This is a genomic window from Microbispora triticiradicis, from assembly GCF_005864065.1.
Classification (GTDB): domain Bacteria; phylum Actinomycetota; class Actinomycetes; order Streptosporangiales; family Streptosporangiaceae; genus Microbispora; species Microbispora triticiradicis.
In genome coordinates this window covers 85607-99142 of sequence record NZ_VANP01000004.1, presented here as the reverse complement: position 1 = coordinate 99142, position 13536 = coordinate 85607, and the positions used below count along the sequence as shown (strand labels likewise).

The 13536-nt window shown below is 71.8% G+C and carries 13 protein-coding genes; 7 read left to right on the top strand and 6 right to left on the bottom strand.

Annotation, left to right across the window (positions count from 1 at the left end):
• Window positions 1-4: 4 nt before the first annotated feature.
• From FED44_RS11755 to FED44_RS11745, 3 genes are all read left to right on the top strand, one after another.
• Complete coding sequence (locus FED44_RS11755; RefSeq protein WP_117408961.1) at window positions 5-484, top strand: hypothetical protein; 480 nt, start codon at window positions 5-7, stop codon at window positions 482-484.
• A 176-nt stretch (window positions 485-660) separates the two neighbouring features.
• Complete coding sequence (locus FED44_RS37240; protein ID WP_244301850.1) at window positions 661-1107, top strand: ribosomal protein L7/L12; 447 nt, start codon at window positions 661-663, stop codon at window positions 1105-1107.
• 91 nt (window positions 1108-1198) lie between these two features.
• A complete protein-coding gene (locus tag FED44_RS11745; protein WP_138460670.1) occupies window positions 1199-2389 on the top strand; it encodes a tyrosine-type recombinase/integrase in 1191 nt (396 codons plus the stop codon).
• A gap of 125 nt (window positions 2390-2514) precedes the next feature.
• On the opposite strand, the gene FED44_RS11740 is transcribed toward FED44_RS11745, so the two are convergent.
• The 3 genes from FED44_RS11740 to FED44_RS11730 form a co-directional block, all read right to left on the bottom strand.
• A complete protein-coding gene (locus FED44_RS11740) occupies window positions 2515-3987 on the bottom strand; it encodes a pectinesterase family protein (protein ID WP_138460669.1) in 1473 nt (490 codons plus the stop codon).
• 205 nt (window positions 3988-4192) lie between these two features.
• Window positions 4193-4639 (bottom strand): SRPBCC family protein, encoded by a 447-nt coding sequence (locus tag FED44_RS11735; protein ID WP_117408959.1) that lies wholly within the window; start codon window positions 4637-4639, stop codon window positions 4193-4195.
• A complete protein-coding gene (locus FED44_RS11730; RefSeq protein WP_117408958.1) occupies window positions 4636-5031 on the bottom strand; it encodes an ArsR/SmtB family transcription factor in 396 nt (131 codons plus the stop codon). Before FED44_RS11730 ends, FED44_RS11735 begins: the two co-directional genes overlap by 4 nt.
• Before the next feature lie 156 nt (window positions 5032-5187).
• On the opposite strand from FED44_RS11730, the gene FED44_RS11725 reads away from it, so the two are divergent.
• The 3 genes from FED44_RS11725 (at window position 5188) to FED44_RS11715 (ending at window position 6945) form a co-directional block, all read left to right on the top strand.
• On the top strand, window positions 5188-5928 hold the full coding sequence (locus FED44_RS11725) for an HAD family hydrolase (RefSeq protein WP_165900832.1): 741 nt from the start codon (window positions 5188-5190) through the stop codon (window positions 5926-5928).
• 64 nt (window positions 5929-5992) lie between these two features.
• Window positions 5993-6793 (top strand): arsenate reductase/protein-tyrosine-phosphatase family protein, encoded by an 801-nt coding sequence (locus FED44_RS11720; protein WP_138460668.1) that lies wholly within the window; start codon window positions 5993-5995, stop codon window positions 6791-6793.
• Complete coding sequence (locus tag FED44_RS11715; RefSeq protein WP_138460667.1) at window positions 6790-6945, top strand: VOC family protein; 156 nt, start codon at window positions 6790-6792, stop codon at window positions 6943-6945. The genes FED44_RS11720 and FED44_RS11715 overlap by 4 nt, the downstream gene beginning before the upstream one ends.
• A gap of 8 nt (window positions 6946-6953) precedes the next feature.
• On the opposite strand, the gene FED44_RS11710 is transcribed toward FED44_RS11715, so the two are convergent.
• The 3 genes from FED44_RS11710 to FED44_RS11700 form a co-directional block, all read right to left on the bottom strand.
• Window positions 6954-7766 (bottom strand): GNAT family N-acetyltransferase, encoded by an 813-nt coding sequence (locus FED44_RS11710; RefSeq protein WP_208758930.1) that lies wholly within the window; start codon window positions 7764-7766, stop codon window positions 6954-6956.
• 8 nt (window positions 7767-7774) lie between these two features.
• Window positions 7775-9202 (bottom strand): adenylosuccinate lyase, encoded by a 1428-nt coding sequence (gene purB, locus FED44_RS11705; protein ID WP_138460666.1) that lies wholly within the window; start codon window positions 9200-9202, stop codon window positions 7775-7777.
• A 137-nt stretch (window positions 9203-9339) separates the two neighbouring features.
• Entirely contained in the window at window positions 9340-12627 is a 3288-nt protein-coding gene (locus FED44_RS11700) for an efflux RND transporter permease subunit (RefSeq protein WP_138460665.1), read from the bottom strand.
• A 112-nt stretch (window positions 12628-12739) separates the two neighbouring features.
• Here FED44_RS11700 and FED44_RS37235 point away from each other — a divergent pair, with 112 nt between their 5' ends.
• Window positions 12740-13531 carry a MarR family winged helix-turn-helix transcriptional regulator gene (locus FED44_RS37235; protein WP_244301849.1) on the top strand — a complete coding sequence of 264 codons (792 nt, stop codon included), beginning with the start codon at window positions 12740-12742 and terminating at the stop codon, window positions 13529-13531.
• Window positions 13532-13536 lie beyond the last annotated feature (5 nt).

The window sequence follows — 13536 nt, the reverse complement described above, 5'->3', positions numbered from 1 at the left end:
AGACATGTTCGCTGCGAAATCGGCTCGGCGGGCGCTGGCGCTCGGTTCTGCGCTGGTCACCACCGGGGTGCTGGCCCTGGTGTCCACACCGCAGCCGGCCATGGCGTCCGGCATCACGGTGCAGGCCACGGTCGACTGCTCCAACGTGAACTTTTTCGGGGACACCTCCGACTGGTACGCCACCGACCTGTGGTTGGCCGGCATTCCTTCCGGCGGCGGGTCGGTGCCCTACAGCAGCGCGACCGCCGTCCCTGCCACGCACTCGTGGCGGTTCACCCAGACGGTGCCCAGCGGGACCACGGCCGTCGGCGCCGGCGGCATCTGCAGCGGCGGACACCAGTACGACTTCTTCGGATCGTCCGCTTATGCCAGCATCCCCCCGGGGACGACCACCGTCATCGGCACCTGGGCCTGCACCACCGCCCCTGTCTACCCTGGGCCGTGGCAGACCAACTGCACCGTCCAGTCTGTCTCCTACAGCTGAACGTACCGCCGGCTCTCCTCTCGTACGGTGAAGCGGGAGGAGGGCCGGCCAACCGGACGTCGGCAGACTGCTGCGGAGCCATCACGACGCGACCATGGGCTCCGCGCGGCGGCGATGTGTACCGGAATTTCCGGCTGAGACCACCGTGGCGTTGACCCGCGTTTTACGATCACCGCATGCCTAATGTGGGTCCGTTCGAGTTACTGGTCCTCGCCGTCATCGTGGTCGCGCTGCTCGGTGTCGTCTTCGCGGCCGCGCGGGCCGGTGCGCGGCCCGCCGGGCCGCTCGCCTGGCGTAGTCCCGGCATGGTGCCGCCGATTTCGGCCGCTCTGCAGCAGCGCGTCCGGGAGTTGTACGCGGAGAACAAGAAGGTCGAGGCGATCAAGCTGATCCGCGAGGAGACCGGGCTGGGGCTGAAGGAGGCGAAGGACCTGGCCGACGGGATCGGCGCGGGCCGGTCGCTGCCCGTGGCGACGGCGCATCACGGGTACGACCTGGCCGCGCGGGCGCGGGAGATGAAGGCGGCCGGCCGGGTGGAGCAGGCGGTGTTCCTGGTGCGCGGTGAGACCGGCATGAGCCAGAGCGAGGCGGAGCGGTTCGTCGACTCGCTCGTCGTGGAGTAGAAACGGCGTCGAGGGAGGGGCGGCCACGCCGGTCCTGTGCCGCTTCCAGGCCGGGTGATTGTTGTCGGTCCCGGGCGGTACGGTGTCGATCATGCTGCCCCCGCAGGTGAACCGGCTGACCGTGCAGGAGGCCGCGGACCGCTATGTGGAGCTGGTCCGGGCGAAGACCGTGACCGGGGCACTGTCGCCCGCGACGGCCGAGGTGTATGCGCGGGACGTGGCCACGTTCGTACGGCTGGCGGGAGACGACCGGGTCCTGGACGACCTCACCGGGGAGGACGTGGACGCGGTGCTGCTGGCGTTCGCGCGCAAGCCGGACGAACGCCGGCGGAGCGGGGAGAACGGCGCGGCGGCGGGAGACGGCACGGCCGGCAGAAGCGTGGCGGGAGACGGCGTCGCTCGTGACGGCCTCCCCCGCGGAGGCGGGACGCGCGGGCCGGCGCCACGGGGTGGTTCCGGACAGAGCGCGGCGTCGCAGGCCAGGTTCCGCCGATCGGTGTCGGCGTTGTTCCGGCACGCCGCGTCGGCGGGGTGGGTCCATCTGGACCCGATGGCCGCCTCGTCGGTGCGGGCGCGGGAGCGGGGCGGGCTGCGGCCGGAACGCCGGGCGCTGACGCGGGAGCAGGCCGAGGGCCTGATCGAGGCGGCTCGCTCCCCCGCTCCGCCACCTGAGCCGGGCGGCTCGGAAGGGCGCCGCCGCCGGGCCGACCAGCGGACCGAGGTGCGTGACGCGCTGGTGGTGATGTTGCTGGCCGCGCTGGGGCCGCGGGTGTCGGAGCTGGTGCGGGCAAACGTAGAGGACTTCTACACCAACGACGGGATGCGCTACTGGCGGATCTTCGGCAAGGGCGGGCGCACCCGCGACGTTCCTCTCCCCCGTGATGTGGCCGCCGCGCTGGACGCGTACCTCGCGGTGCGCGCGGCCGGGGCCGGCGAGAAGGCGCTGCTGCTGTCGTGGCGGGGCAGGCGGCTGGCGCGGGGCGACGTGCAGGCGGTGATCGACCGGGTGCGGCAGCGGGTGGAGCCCGGGCGGAGCAGGGAGGTGACGCCGCACGGGTTACGGCACACGACGGCGACGCACCTGCTGGCCGACGGCACGGACATGGACGCGGTGCGGCGGGTGCTGGGGCACAGCGACCTGTCGACGCTCGGTCGTTACCGCGACGATCTGCCCGGGGAGCTGGAGGTGGCGATGGGGTCGCATCCGCTGCTGCGCCGCCGTGGCGGCGGCCGGGCCGGGCAGACCGCGCACGGCGGGGAGAGCGGTCCCGGGGAGGGCTGAACTGCGCGCCGCTCCCCTCGCTCGCTCCCCCAGCTCGCTCTTCTGGGCCGCTCCCTCTGGGCCGTTTCTCCGCTGGGCCGTGCGTCGGCCGGGCAGGCTCAGCTCACGACACTCAGCTCACGGGGTCAGCTCACGGGGTTCCAGCCGTCGGAGCCGGCCAGGTACTTCTGCGGGGTGTAGTTGGCCGCCTGTGCATCGCTCAACTGCGGGCGGTTGGCGTTGACCGTGGCCCCGGCGCCGGTGTTCCGGTATTCGAAGAAGCGGGCGTTCTTCCAGGAGTTGCCGGACATGTCGGTCCAGGGCTGGGAGGTCTTGATGGTCGAGCTGAGGGTGGACTCCCGGTAGAGCACCTGGGCGTTGGGACCCCAGGGGCGCCCCAGCTGGGTGGTGTCGCCGGTCGCGCCGCTGATCCGGGACTTGTAGATGAGGAACCCGTAGGGCTTGGCAGCGTCGGTCCTGGCCGCGGTGATGGGGGCGCCGCTGCTGCGCTTCTCGTAGATGTCGCAGTCGTGCAGCACGGCGGTGCCGTCGCCGAAGATGAAGTCGACCGTGCCCTCGATGTAGGAGCTTCTGACGTACGCGCGGGCGGAGGCGTTGATCAGGAAGGCGTCCTGGTCGCCCAGCAGTCGTACGTTCGACAGGATCGCCCGGTCGGCGTTGAGGTTCAGCGCGACGGCCTGCTGGTTGACGGTGGAGCCGTCCTCGACGTAGTCGTTGGAGACCGTCAGGTTGGTCAGGGCGGAGTCGTGGCCGTTGACGAACGCGGTCGCGCTGTTGAACGTGCCGTACGCGCCGGCCGCGTGGTTGTTGACGATCAGGACGTCCCTGGCCGACGAGCCGAGTCCCTGCAGGGTGATGTACGGCTTGTTCGCCGGGATGGTGACGATCTCCCGGTAGGTGCCGGGCTTGATCGTGATCACTTTCCTGCTGGAGTTGCCGGTGGGCACCGCGTCGATCGCGGCCTGCACGGTCCGGTAGGTGCCGGTGCCGTCGGCGGCGACGGTGGGCTTCCCTGTCGTGGGTGTCACCGTCGGCGTCGCGGAAGGTGACACCGTGGGCGTCATGGTGGGCGTCACTGTGGGAGTCGCCGAGGGCGTCACGGTGGGTGTGACGGTGGGCGTCACCGAGGGAGTGGGTGACGAGGTGGTGGTGGACCCGGTGCAGGTCACGCCGTTGAGCGTGAAAGCCGTCGGTTTGGGGTTGGCACCCGACCACGAGCCGTTGAACCCGATCGAGACCGACCCGCCGGTGGCGATGGCGGCGTTGTAGTCCACGTTCGTGGCCGTGACGTTCTGTCCGCTCTGGCTCCAGGTGGCCGACCAGCCGGTGGTCACCTTCTGGCCGGAGCTGGGGAAGGTGAACGCGAGCGTCCATCCGTCGATGGCGCTGCCCAGGTTCTGCACGGTGACGGCGGCGCTGAAGCCGCCCGGCCAGTCGCTGGTGGTGTAGGTGACGGCGCAACCGGTCGCTGCGGTCGCCGTTCCCGGGGCCCCGGCGGCGAGGCCGCCCACGACCAGCGCGGCCGCCAGAGCCGCGGTGCCGCCGCGACGGCCGCCGTACGGGCCGGGAACCGCCGTCCCGGGCGTGGTGTCGGGCATTCTGCGCTCCTTCGGGACGGGCCATCGTGGACGGAAAGCCGCTGCTCGCACCGCACGCGGAGCGAGAGCCTCCGCACGTTAAGATCGTCGGCCGGAATAAGTCAACCGTCCAAACTAATGCCGCCGCGTCGCCCCTGCTCGGCCGCGGTCAGGGCCGGAAAGTTTCACCCGGCCGTCCCTCCGCCACCCGGGCCGGGCCCGGTGGTCACAGAACGGCGGGGAGGCGGTCCGTCAGCAGGTGGCGCCATCCGCCGTGCATGATGGAGCGGGCCCGCCGCTGCAGTTCGCTGCCGGGATCGAAGCCCTCGTGGGTCAGGAAAAGCCGGGTGCCCCTGCCTTCGGGTTCGAGTGTCCAGGTGATCGTCCAGTCTGCGGCCGCGGGGCTGGCGGGGTCGGCGTCGCGCCAGCCGAGGCGCAGCATGCGCTCGGGTTCGAAGGCCAGCACCTCGGCCTGCACGGTGCCGGAGAACCCGGTGCCGGGCATCGCCATGCCGGTCATGGTGTACCGGTGACCCACGGTCAGGCGGAAGTCTCCCGGCATGAACCACCGGGCGAGCAGCCTGGGGTCGGTCAGGGCCTGCCACACGCGGGCGGGCGGGTGTGCCAGGAACTCGTCGAGCCGCAGCACGGTCGGGGCGTCGGCGCCGTTCATGTCGTCTCCTGGTCTCCGGCGCGGCCGAGGGCGGCCGCGTCCCGGGTGTCGTTCATGTCTTCCATGTCGTCGAGCAGGTCGCGCAGACCGGTCAGCCTGCCGCGCCAGAACCGCTCGTACGGGTCGAGCCAGTCGCGGACGCGGACGAGCGGGACGGCCTCCAGGCGGTAGAGCCTGCGCCTGCCGTCGCGACGTTCGCTGACCAGGCCCGCGTCCCGCAGCACCCGCAGGTGCTCGGAGAAGCTGGGCCGGGCCATCGCGAAGCCGGAGGCCAGGTCCTGCACGGACTGGGGGCCCCGTTCGCGCAGCAGGCGCAGGACCTCGCGCCGCACCGGGCTGGCAAGCGCGGCGAAGATCGCGTCTTCCGCCCGAGCGGCGGGAGTGGTGTCCACACACTGCATGATACGTAGGAAATATCCTACCTGTCATCTTCGAGTAGGAAATTTCCTACCCGATCCACCAAAGGCCGGAACTTGACTGCGATCTTCACCCAGGCTTTCACGGTTCCGAAACGCACCGGAAACACATCCCCTCGAAGATGGGGACTCGTGATCAGGGCCATTCTGTTCGACCTCGACGAGACCCTCTTCGACCACCGCCGGGCCGTCGCCCACGCCGCGACCCGCTGGATGGAGACGGTCTGCCCCGGCCATGAGCTGCTGCCGGAGGCGCCGGCGCTGTGGCTCGACCTGGAGGACAAGCATCTGCCGGCCTGGCACGCCGGCGAGTGCTCGTTCGCCGAGCAGCGGCGCAGGCGGCTGCGGGAGTTCTGCGACCGGCTGGGCATGCCCGCGCCGACCGACCCGGACACGGCCTTCGCCGGTTTCCTGACCCACTACGAGGACGCCTGGGCCGCCTTCCCCGACGTGGCCGCGACCCTCGGGGTGCTCGGCGACGAGCTGACGCTGGGCGTGCTCAGCAACGGCGATCCGGTGCAGCAGGAGGCCAAGCTGCGCCGCCTGGGGCTGATGGACCGCATGGAGGTCGTCTTGACCCCGGACACGCTCGGCGCGTTCAAGCCGGCCCCGGAGTGCTACCTGCGGGCGGCGGCGAAGCTGGGGCTGCGGCCCGAGGAAGTGCTGATGGTCGGTGACAACCTGCTGCTCGACGCCGTCGCGCCCACACGGGTGGGTATGCACGGTGTCTGGCTGGACCGCTACCGCGCCGAGCCCTCCCCCGCGTTCACCTCGTCTGCGGAACCGGTCGCGAGGATCACCACCCTGCGTGATCTGATCGGTGTGCTGGACGGCCTGAACCCGCGCCTGGCCGAGTCCGTCCGCGCCGCCTGAACGGGCACGGCCGGCCCGGCACAGGGACAGATCAATCAAATCAGTTTGATGTACCATGCTCGTCATGGTGCCGTCCGCGCAAGCCGTCCCGCCGGTGTTCCTCCGGCTGGCCGCGCACGCGGTGCGGTGGCGGCTGCTGAGCGAGCTCGCGTACGGTGACCTGCGGGTGCGGGAACTGGTGGCGCTGGTCGGCGAGCCGCAGAACGTGATCTCCTACCATCTGCGGCTCCTGCGCTCGGCCGGGCTGGTCGCGGCCCGGCGCAGCAGTCACGACGGCCGCGACAGCTACTACCGCCTCGACCTGGAACGCTGCGCGGATACGCTGGCCGGCGCGGGCACCGCCCTGCATCCCGCGCTCCGCCTGGTCCCCGCCCCGCCGGCGGCCGCGGCCGGCGACGCGGTGACGTCCTCGGTGCTGTTCGTGTGCACCGGCAACAGCGCCCGCTCACCCGTCGCCGAGGCCCTGCTGCGGCACCGCGCCGGCGGCCGCGCCGACGTGGCCAGCGCGGGCAGCCACCCCAAGCCCCGCACGCACCCCGGCGCCGTACGGGTGCTGCGCCGGCGGTACGGCATCGACATCGCCGACCGGCGTCCCCGGCATCTGGACACGCTGAACGGCCGCCGCTTCGACTACGTGATCAGCCTGTGCGACAAGGTCCGTGAGGTCTGCCCGGAGTTCGGCGACCACCCGCGGCGCCTGCACTGGAGCATCCCCGACCCGGCCGCCCCCGGCGACGAGACGGGCCAGGCCGGCGGCCCGGCGTTCGAACGCGCCGCCGCCGAGATCGACACCCGCATCCGCTATCTGCTGCCCGTCCTCACCCACCCCGCAGGGGAGAACCCGGCCGAGGAGGCCCAGTCATGACATCGCCCGACCGGTTCGCCGGCGTCCGGTACATCGTCGACGACGTCCAGGCGGCCGTCGACTTCTACACGACGCATCTGGGATTCACCCTGCGGGCCGGCGCCGCGCCCGACCCTGCGGGCAACCTGATCGAGCTGTTCCAGCCCGCCTGACGCCGGGGTCAGCCGCGTACGGCGGCGACGCCGAGACCGCGGCGGGTGAAACCCAGCCGATCGGAGACGGCGATCGCCGGGGCGTTCCAGTCGTCCACCATCAGCGCCACCCGCCCGTGCGCGTCGAGCAGCGCGGACGCCGTAAACCGACACACCCGCTCCCCCAGCCCGTGCCCCCGCGCGGGCACCGCGGTCGCGACACCGGCGAGCAGTCCCACCGACGGCGCTGACCACGCGTCGGCCGCGACCGCCAGCAGCGCCCGCGCGCCGTCGCGGATCCCGGCCCACCGGCGTACGCCCGGCAGTCCCGGCACGGCGTACGAGCGGGGGTGGGCGGCGGCGAGCAGGGCGGCCACCTCCCGCTCTTCGGCGGGCTCCAGCCAGGCGGCCTCCGCCGTCACCGGCCGCGCGCCCGCCGAGGAGCCGTCCGGCGCCCCTTCCGGCGCGCGGTCCGCGAGGCCGGGTGCGCCCGCGCGCGGCGGGGCGAGCTTCTCGGTCACCATCCAGGTGAAGTGACCCACCGGCTCCAGTTCCGGCGCGGCGCGGACCACCTCCTCCATGAGGGCGGCCTCGCCAAGCGGCCGGAACGACGGGCCCGCCTCGGCCAGGGCGTGCCGCAGGAGCGGGACGACCTGGGCCGGCTCGCCCGTGACCGCGAGCCGATCGCGCCGCGCCGCCGCGGGGCTCGCCACCGCCACCGCCTCACCGTACGCCCAGGCGCGGACGCCGGGCCGCATGCCCTGCGCCGCCCACACGACGAGGTCGTCGTCGCCTGAGGCGGCGGCGACCTCGGCCTCACTGACCAGCGGGCTCAGCCGCACCGGCGTCCCTACAGGATCGCGCCGGGGGTGTACGCGGCCGCGCCGGGATGCCGCGCGGTGATCTCTTCGGCCCGCTCGACGACCGCCGCGACCTGACCGGCGGCCGCCCCGGCGAAGGAGGACCGGTCGTCGAGCAACGCGCCGAGTTCGGCGCGGCCGAGCGGGAAGCGCTCGTCGGCGGCGAGGCGGTCGAGCAGTTCGTTGCCGGCGCCGCGCGAGCGCATGGCCAGTGCCGAGGCGACGGCGTGCTCCTTGATGACCTCGTGGGCGGTCTCGCGGCCCACCCCGGCCCGCACGGCGGCCATGAGCATCTTGGTCGTGGCGAGGAACGGCAGGTAGCGGCCCAGCTCGGCCTCGATGACGGCGGGGAACGCGCCGAACTCGTCGAGCACGGTCAGCATGGTCTCGGCCAGGCCGTCGAAGGCGAAGAACGCGTCGGGCAGCGCGACCCGGCGCACCACCGAGCAGGACACGTCGCCTTCGTTCCACTGGTCTCCGGCGAGCTCCCCGGCCATCGAGGCGTACCCGCGCAGGACCACGGCGAGGCCGTTGACGCGCTCGCATGAGCGGGTGTTCATCTTGTGCGGCATCGCCGAGGAGCCGACCTGGCCCTCCTTGAAGCCCTCGGTGACCAGTTCGTGCCCGGCCATCAGCCGGATGGTCTTGGCCAGCGAGGAGGGGGCGGCGGCCAGCTGCACCAGGGTGGTCAGCACGTCGTAGTCGAGCGAGCGGGGGTAGACCTGGCCGACGCTGGTGAAGCGGCGGGCGAAACCGAGGTGCGCGGCGACGCGGTCCTCCAGCGCGGCCAGCCGGTCCTCGCCGCCGAGCAGGTCGAGCATGTCCTGCGCGGTGCCGACGGGGCCCTTGACGCCGCGCAGGGGGTAGCGCTCAAGCAGGTTCTCCAGCCGCTCGTAGGCGACGATCAGTTCGTCGGCGGCGGTGGCGAAGCGCTTGCCGAGGGTGGTGGCCTGGGCGGCGACGTTGTGCGAACGGCCGGCCATGACCGTGTCGGCGTGCTCGGCGGCCAGGCGGGCCAGGCGGGCCAGCAGCGCCACGACCCGGTCGCGTACCAGCAGCAGGCTGTCGCGGATCTGCAGCTGCTCGACGTTCTCGGTCAGGTCGCGGGAGGTCATGCCCTTGTGGACGTGCTCGTGCCCGGCGAGGGCGTTGAACTCCTCGATGCGGGCCTTCACGTCATGCCGGGTGATCTTCTCCCGGTCGGCGATGGAGGCGAGGTCGACCTGCTCGGCGATCTTCTCGTAGTCGGCGATCGCCTGTTCGGGTACGTCGATCCCGAGGTCGGCCTGGGCCTTGAGCACGGCCAGCCAGAGCCGGCGCTCCAGCACCACCTTGTGCTCGGGTGACCACAGGCGGGCCAGTTCCGGCGAGGCGTAACGGGAGGCGAGGACATTCGGGATACGCGGCTTGGCACTCACGTTGGCCCAGTCTATTGAGGTCCGCCGGACGCCGGACGCGGGAGGACCCCGGGACGGTCGTCGCGGGGACCGTCCCGGGGTCCTCCCTTCCTCCATGGTGCTTGCACAGAGCCGTCACCGGGACCCTGACGGGGCTCTCATCGGGCGGGTTCGAGGGCCTCCTCGTCGTACACCGTGACCTCGCCGTCGTCGCCGCCGGGCCGCGCGGGAGTGCGGCGCATGCGCTCCTTCAGCCGTTCGACGATGACGTAGAGGGCGGGCACCAGGACCAGCGTGAGCAGGGTGGAGGAGAGCAGGCCGCCGATCACGACGATGGCCAGCGGCTGGGAGATGAACCCGCCCGACCCGGTCACGCCCAGCGCCATCGGGGTGAGCGCGCAGATCGTCGCGATCGCGGTCATCAGGATGGGACGCAGGCGGCGCCGTCCGCCCTCGACGACCGCCTCGGTCACGCCGAGCCCCTGCTCGCGGTACTGGTTGATCAGGTCGATCAGCACGATGGCGTTGGTGACGACGATGCCGATCAGCATCAGCATGCCGATCAGGGCGGGCACGCCGAGCGCGGTGTCGGTGACCAGCAGCAGCCCGATGGCGCCGGTCGCCGCGAACGGGATCGACACCAGCAGGATCAGCGGCTGCACCAGGCTGCGGAACGTCGCCACCATGATCATGAAGACGATCGCGATGGCGATCAGCATCGCCATGCCCAGGTCGGCGAACGCCTTCTGCTGGTCGGAGCTCGCGCCACCGATCTTGTACGTCACCCCGGCCGGAAGCGTCAGCGTCTTGAGCTTCTCGGTGACCTTGGTGGTGATCGCGCCCAGGTTGGAGGCGTCGGCCGCGCCCGACACGGTCGCGGTGCGGTCGCCGTCCTGGCGGGTGATCTGGGTCGGCCCGTCGGCCTGGACGACGTCGGCCACGTCGGACAGCTTCACCAGGCCGGTCGCGGTAGGAACGGTCAGCTTCTTGATCGCGGCGAGGTCGTCGGGGGCGTCGCCGGCCCCGCGCAGGATCACGTCGCTGGAGCGGCCGTCCACGTCGATCGAGCCGACCGGCGCGCCGCGGAACGCCTGCGCGACCAGTTGCCCGACGGTGGCCTCGGTGAGGCCGCGGGCGGCGGCCTTCTCGCGGTCCACGTGCACCTCGACCCGGGGGATGCTGTCCTCGAGGTTGGAGGTGACGTCCCGCAGGCCGCCCACGCCGGTCATGGCGTCGCGGACCGAGGCGGCGGCCGTCTTCAGCGCGTCCTGGTCCGGCCCCTGCACGATGACCTGCACCTGGTCGGAGTTGAACCCGCCGCCGCCGTTGCCGCCGACGGTGATGTCGCCGATGCCGGTCATGCCCTTCAGCCGCTCCCGCAGCCGCTCCTCCAGGACGGGCGTGTCCACGCCCTCCTCCAGGGAGACGGAGTAGGAGGCGCGGTCGGCGGAGCCGCCCAGCCCTCCGAGGAAGCGGTTGCCGCCCCCGACGGTCACCTGGTAGGACTTCACGTCCTTGTCGGCGGCCAGCACCTCCTCGACCTTCTTGGCCGCCGCGTCGGTGGTCGCGAGGTCGGTCCCGGCCGGCATCCGCTGGCTGATCTGCGTGGTGTCGTTGCCGGAGGAGTCGAGGAAGTTGGTCTTCAGCTTGGGCGCCAGCGCCATCGTCGCGGCGAACACCACGACGCCGATGAGCACCGTCACCAGGCGCCGCCGGGTCGCGAAGCGCAGCACCGGCAGGTAGATCCGCTGCAGCGGACTGCGCAGTTCCCGGCGCTCGGCGTCCTCGCGTACGGCCTGCGCCTCCTGCGGGGTGAGCTCCGGCGCCTTGAGGAACCAGAACGCCAGCACCGGGATGACGGTCAGCGCGACCAGCAGCGACGCCAGCAGCGCCACGGTGACCGTGATGGCGAAGGAGCTGAACAGCTCCCCGACCAGCCCGCCGACGAAGCCGATCGGCAGGAACACCGCGACCGTGGTCAGCGTGGAGGCGGTGACCGCGCCGGACACCTCGCGCACGGCTGTCAGGACCGCCCGCCGTTTCTCCTCGCCGTAGGCGAGATGACGCTTGATGTTCTCCAGGACCACGATCGAGTCGTCGACCACCCGGCCGACCGCGATCGTCAGCGCGCCCAGCGTCAGCAGGTTCAGCGAGTAATCACCCGCCCACAGCGCGATCAGCGCGATCACCACCGACAACGGGATGGACACCGCCGTGACCAGCGTCGAACGCACCGACAGCAGGAACACCAGGATGATGAGCACGGCGAACGCCAGGCCCAGCAGGCCCTCGGTGGCGAGATCCTCGATGGACCTCTCGACGTACGGGGCCTGGTCGAACACGACGTTCAGCTCGGCGCTGTCGCCGAGAGCGCGGGTCAGCCCGGGAAGGGCGTCGTTGACGTCGTGGGAGATCTGCACCGCGTTCCCGTCGGGAACCATGGTGATCGAGACGCCGAGGCTCGGGGTGCCGTTGGTGCGGGTGAGCGTGGTCGCGGTGGCGTTCTCGACCTTGATCTCGGCCACGTCGCCCAGCTTGACCGGCTTGGGTGGCTTGGGCGCCTGGACCGGCGCCGCCGCGCCCGCCGCACCGGCTCCTCCGGCAGCGGCGCCCCGGCCGGCCGACGCCTGACCGGGGAATCCCTGGCCCGCGCCCGTTCCCGCGCCGGCGCCGCGCTGGCCCGCGCCCGCCTGCCCGGCCGTGCTCGCGGGCGTGAGGTACAGGTTCTCCAGGTCCTTCACCGTACGGACGGGATCGCCGATCTGCACGGTCAGCGACTTGCCGTCCTCGGTCAGCGTGCCGGCCGGGATGGACACTCCGTTGGTCCGCAGGAGGTCGGGGATCGCGGCGGCCGACAGCCCCAGCAGGGCCAGTTTGCCCTGATCGGGAGTGATGACGACCTGCTGCTCGCGGGCGCCGCTGACGGTGACGTCCCGGACGCCCTCGATCGACTGCAGCTCCGGCACCATGATGCGCTCGATCTTGTCGGCCATGGCGTGCTCGTCGCCGCCGTCGCCCACGGCGATCGCCATGACCGGGATGTCGTCGGTGCTGCCCGCCACCACCTGGGGGTCGACGTCGGCCGGAAGCTGCGCCTTGATCCGGCTCACGGCCTGCTGCATCTTGCCGGTCATCTCGTCGATGTCGGTGCCGTACTCGTAGGCGACCTGCACCTGCGACACCCCCTCGCGGGAGGTGGAGGTGATGTCGGTGACGCCGGCGATGCCCTGGAAGGCGCTCTCGATCGGCTTGGTGACCTGCTCCTCCACGATGTCGGGAGCGGCGCCGGGATAGCTCGCCACCGCGAAGGCCGCCGGGAACTCCAGGGACGGGAAGAGCTGTTGCTTCAGCGAGGGGATCGCGAAGAGGCCGAATCCCGCGAGTACCAGCGCGACCAAGATCACGAGTGCGCGGTTGGCGAGGCTCAGCCTGGCCAAGGAGGTCATCCGAACTCCTGACAACGGAGGAAGTGTTTGGGGCAACCCTAACACTTCGCATGACCCTAAGATTTATCCGGTGTATTAAACGCTGGTAACCTCTCGTGACGAGAGGTGGAACGTGAACGACAGCGCAGCCGAGCGACGCCCCCGCACCGGAACGGGACCCGAAGAGGGCCCGTACGCGAGCCGGGAGGTGAGCGTGGACACGGCCCCGGAGACGCCCCGGACGAGCGGCCCCCGCCCCCGGGCCGGCCGCCCGGATGCCCCCGCCACCGGCGCGGTGGAGGCCACCCCGGAGCCGAACACCTCGGAAGAGGAGGCCGAGCGCGGATCGATCATCACCAGGCTCGCGGATCTCCAGCGTAGCCTGGGCCGCTTCTTCGCGCGCGACCGCTCGATGCCGCTGATGGCGTCCACCTTGACCATGCAGCAGTTCAAGGTCGTCATGTTCCTGACGTTCGCCGGGCCCACCTCCGGCCAGGAGCTCGCCCGCCACCTCGGCGTCGGCCTGGCGACCGTCACCGGCATCGTCGACCGGGTCGTCGCGCAGGGCCTGGTCACCCGGCACGAGGACCCCCACGACCGCCGCGTACGCCTGGTCGAGCTCACCGAGGCGGGGCGGCGGCTCACCGGCGAGATCATCGAAGCCGGGACGGGCGGCTACGTCCGCCTCCTGCGGCGGCTCGACACCGAGACCCTGCGCACCATGGAGACGGTCATGCGCAAGATCGAGGACGCGATGCGCGACCTGCACGCCGAGGAGACCGTCACCGACGCCGTGAACGGCGTCATCGACGACATCTCCTCCGACGTGACCTCCGGTGTCGCCGCCCACGCCGCCAAGGCCACGGAGGCCACGGAAGCCACGGAGGAGTCGGCGGCCACCAGGCGGTTCCCCGACCCCGGCTGACCGCC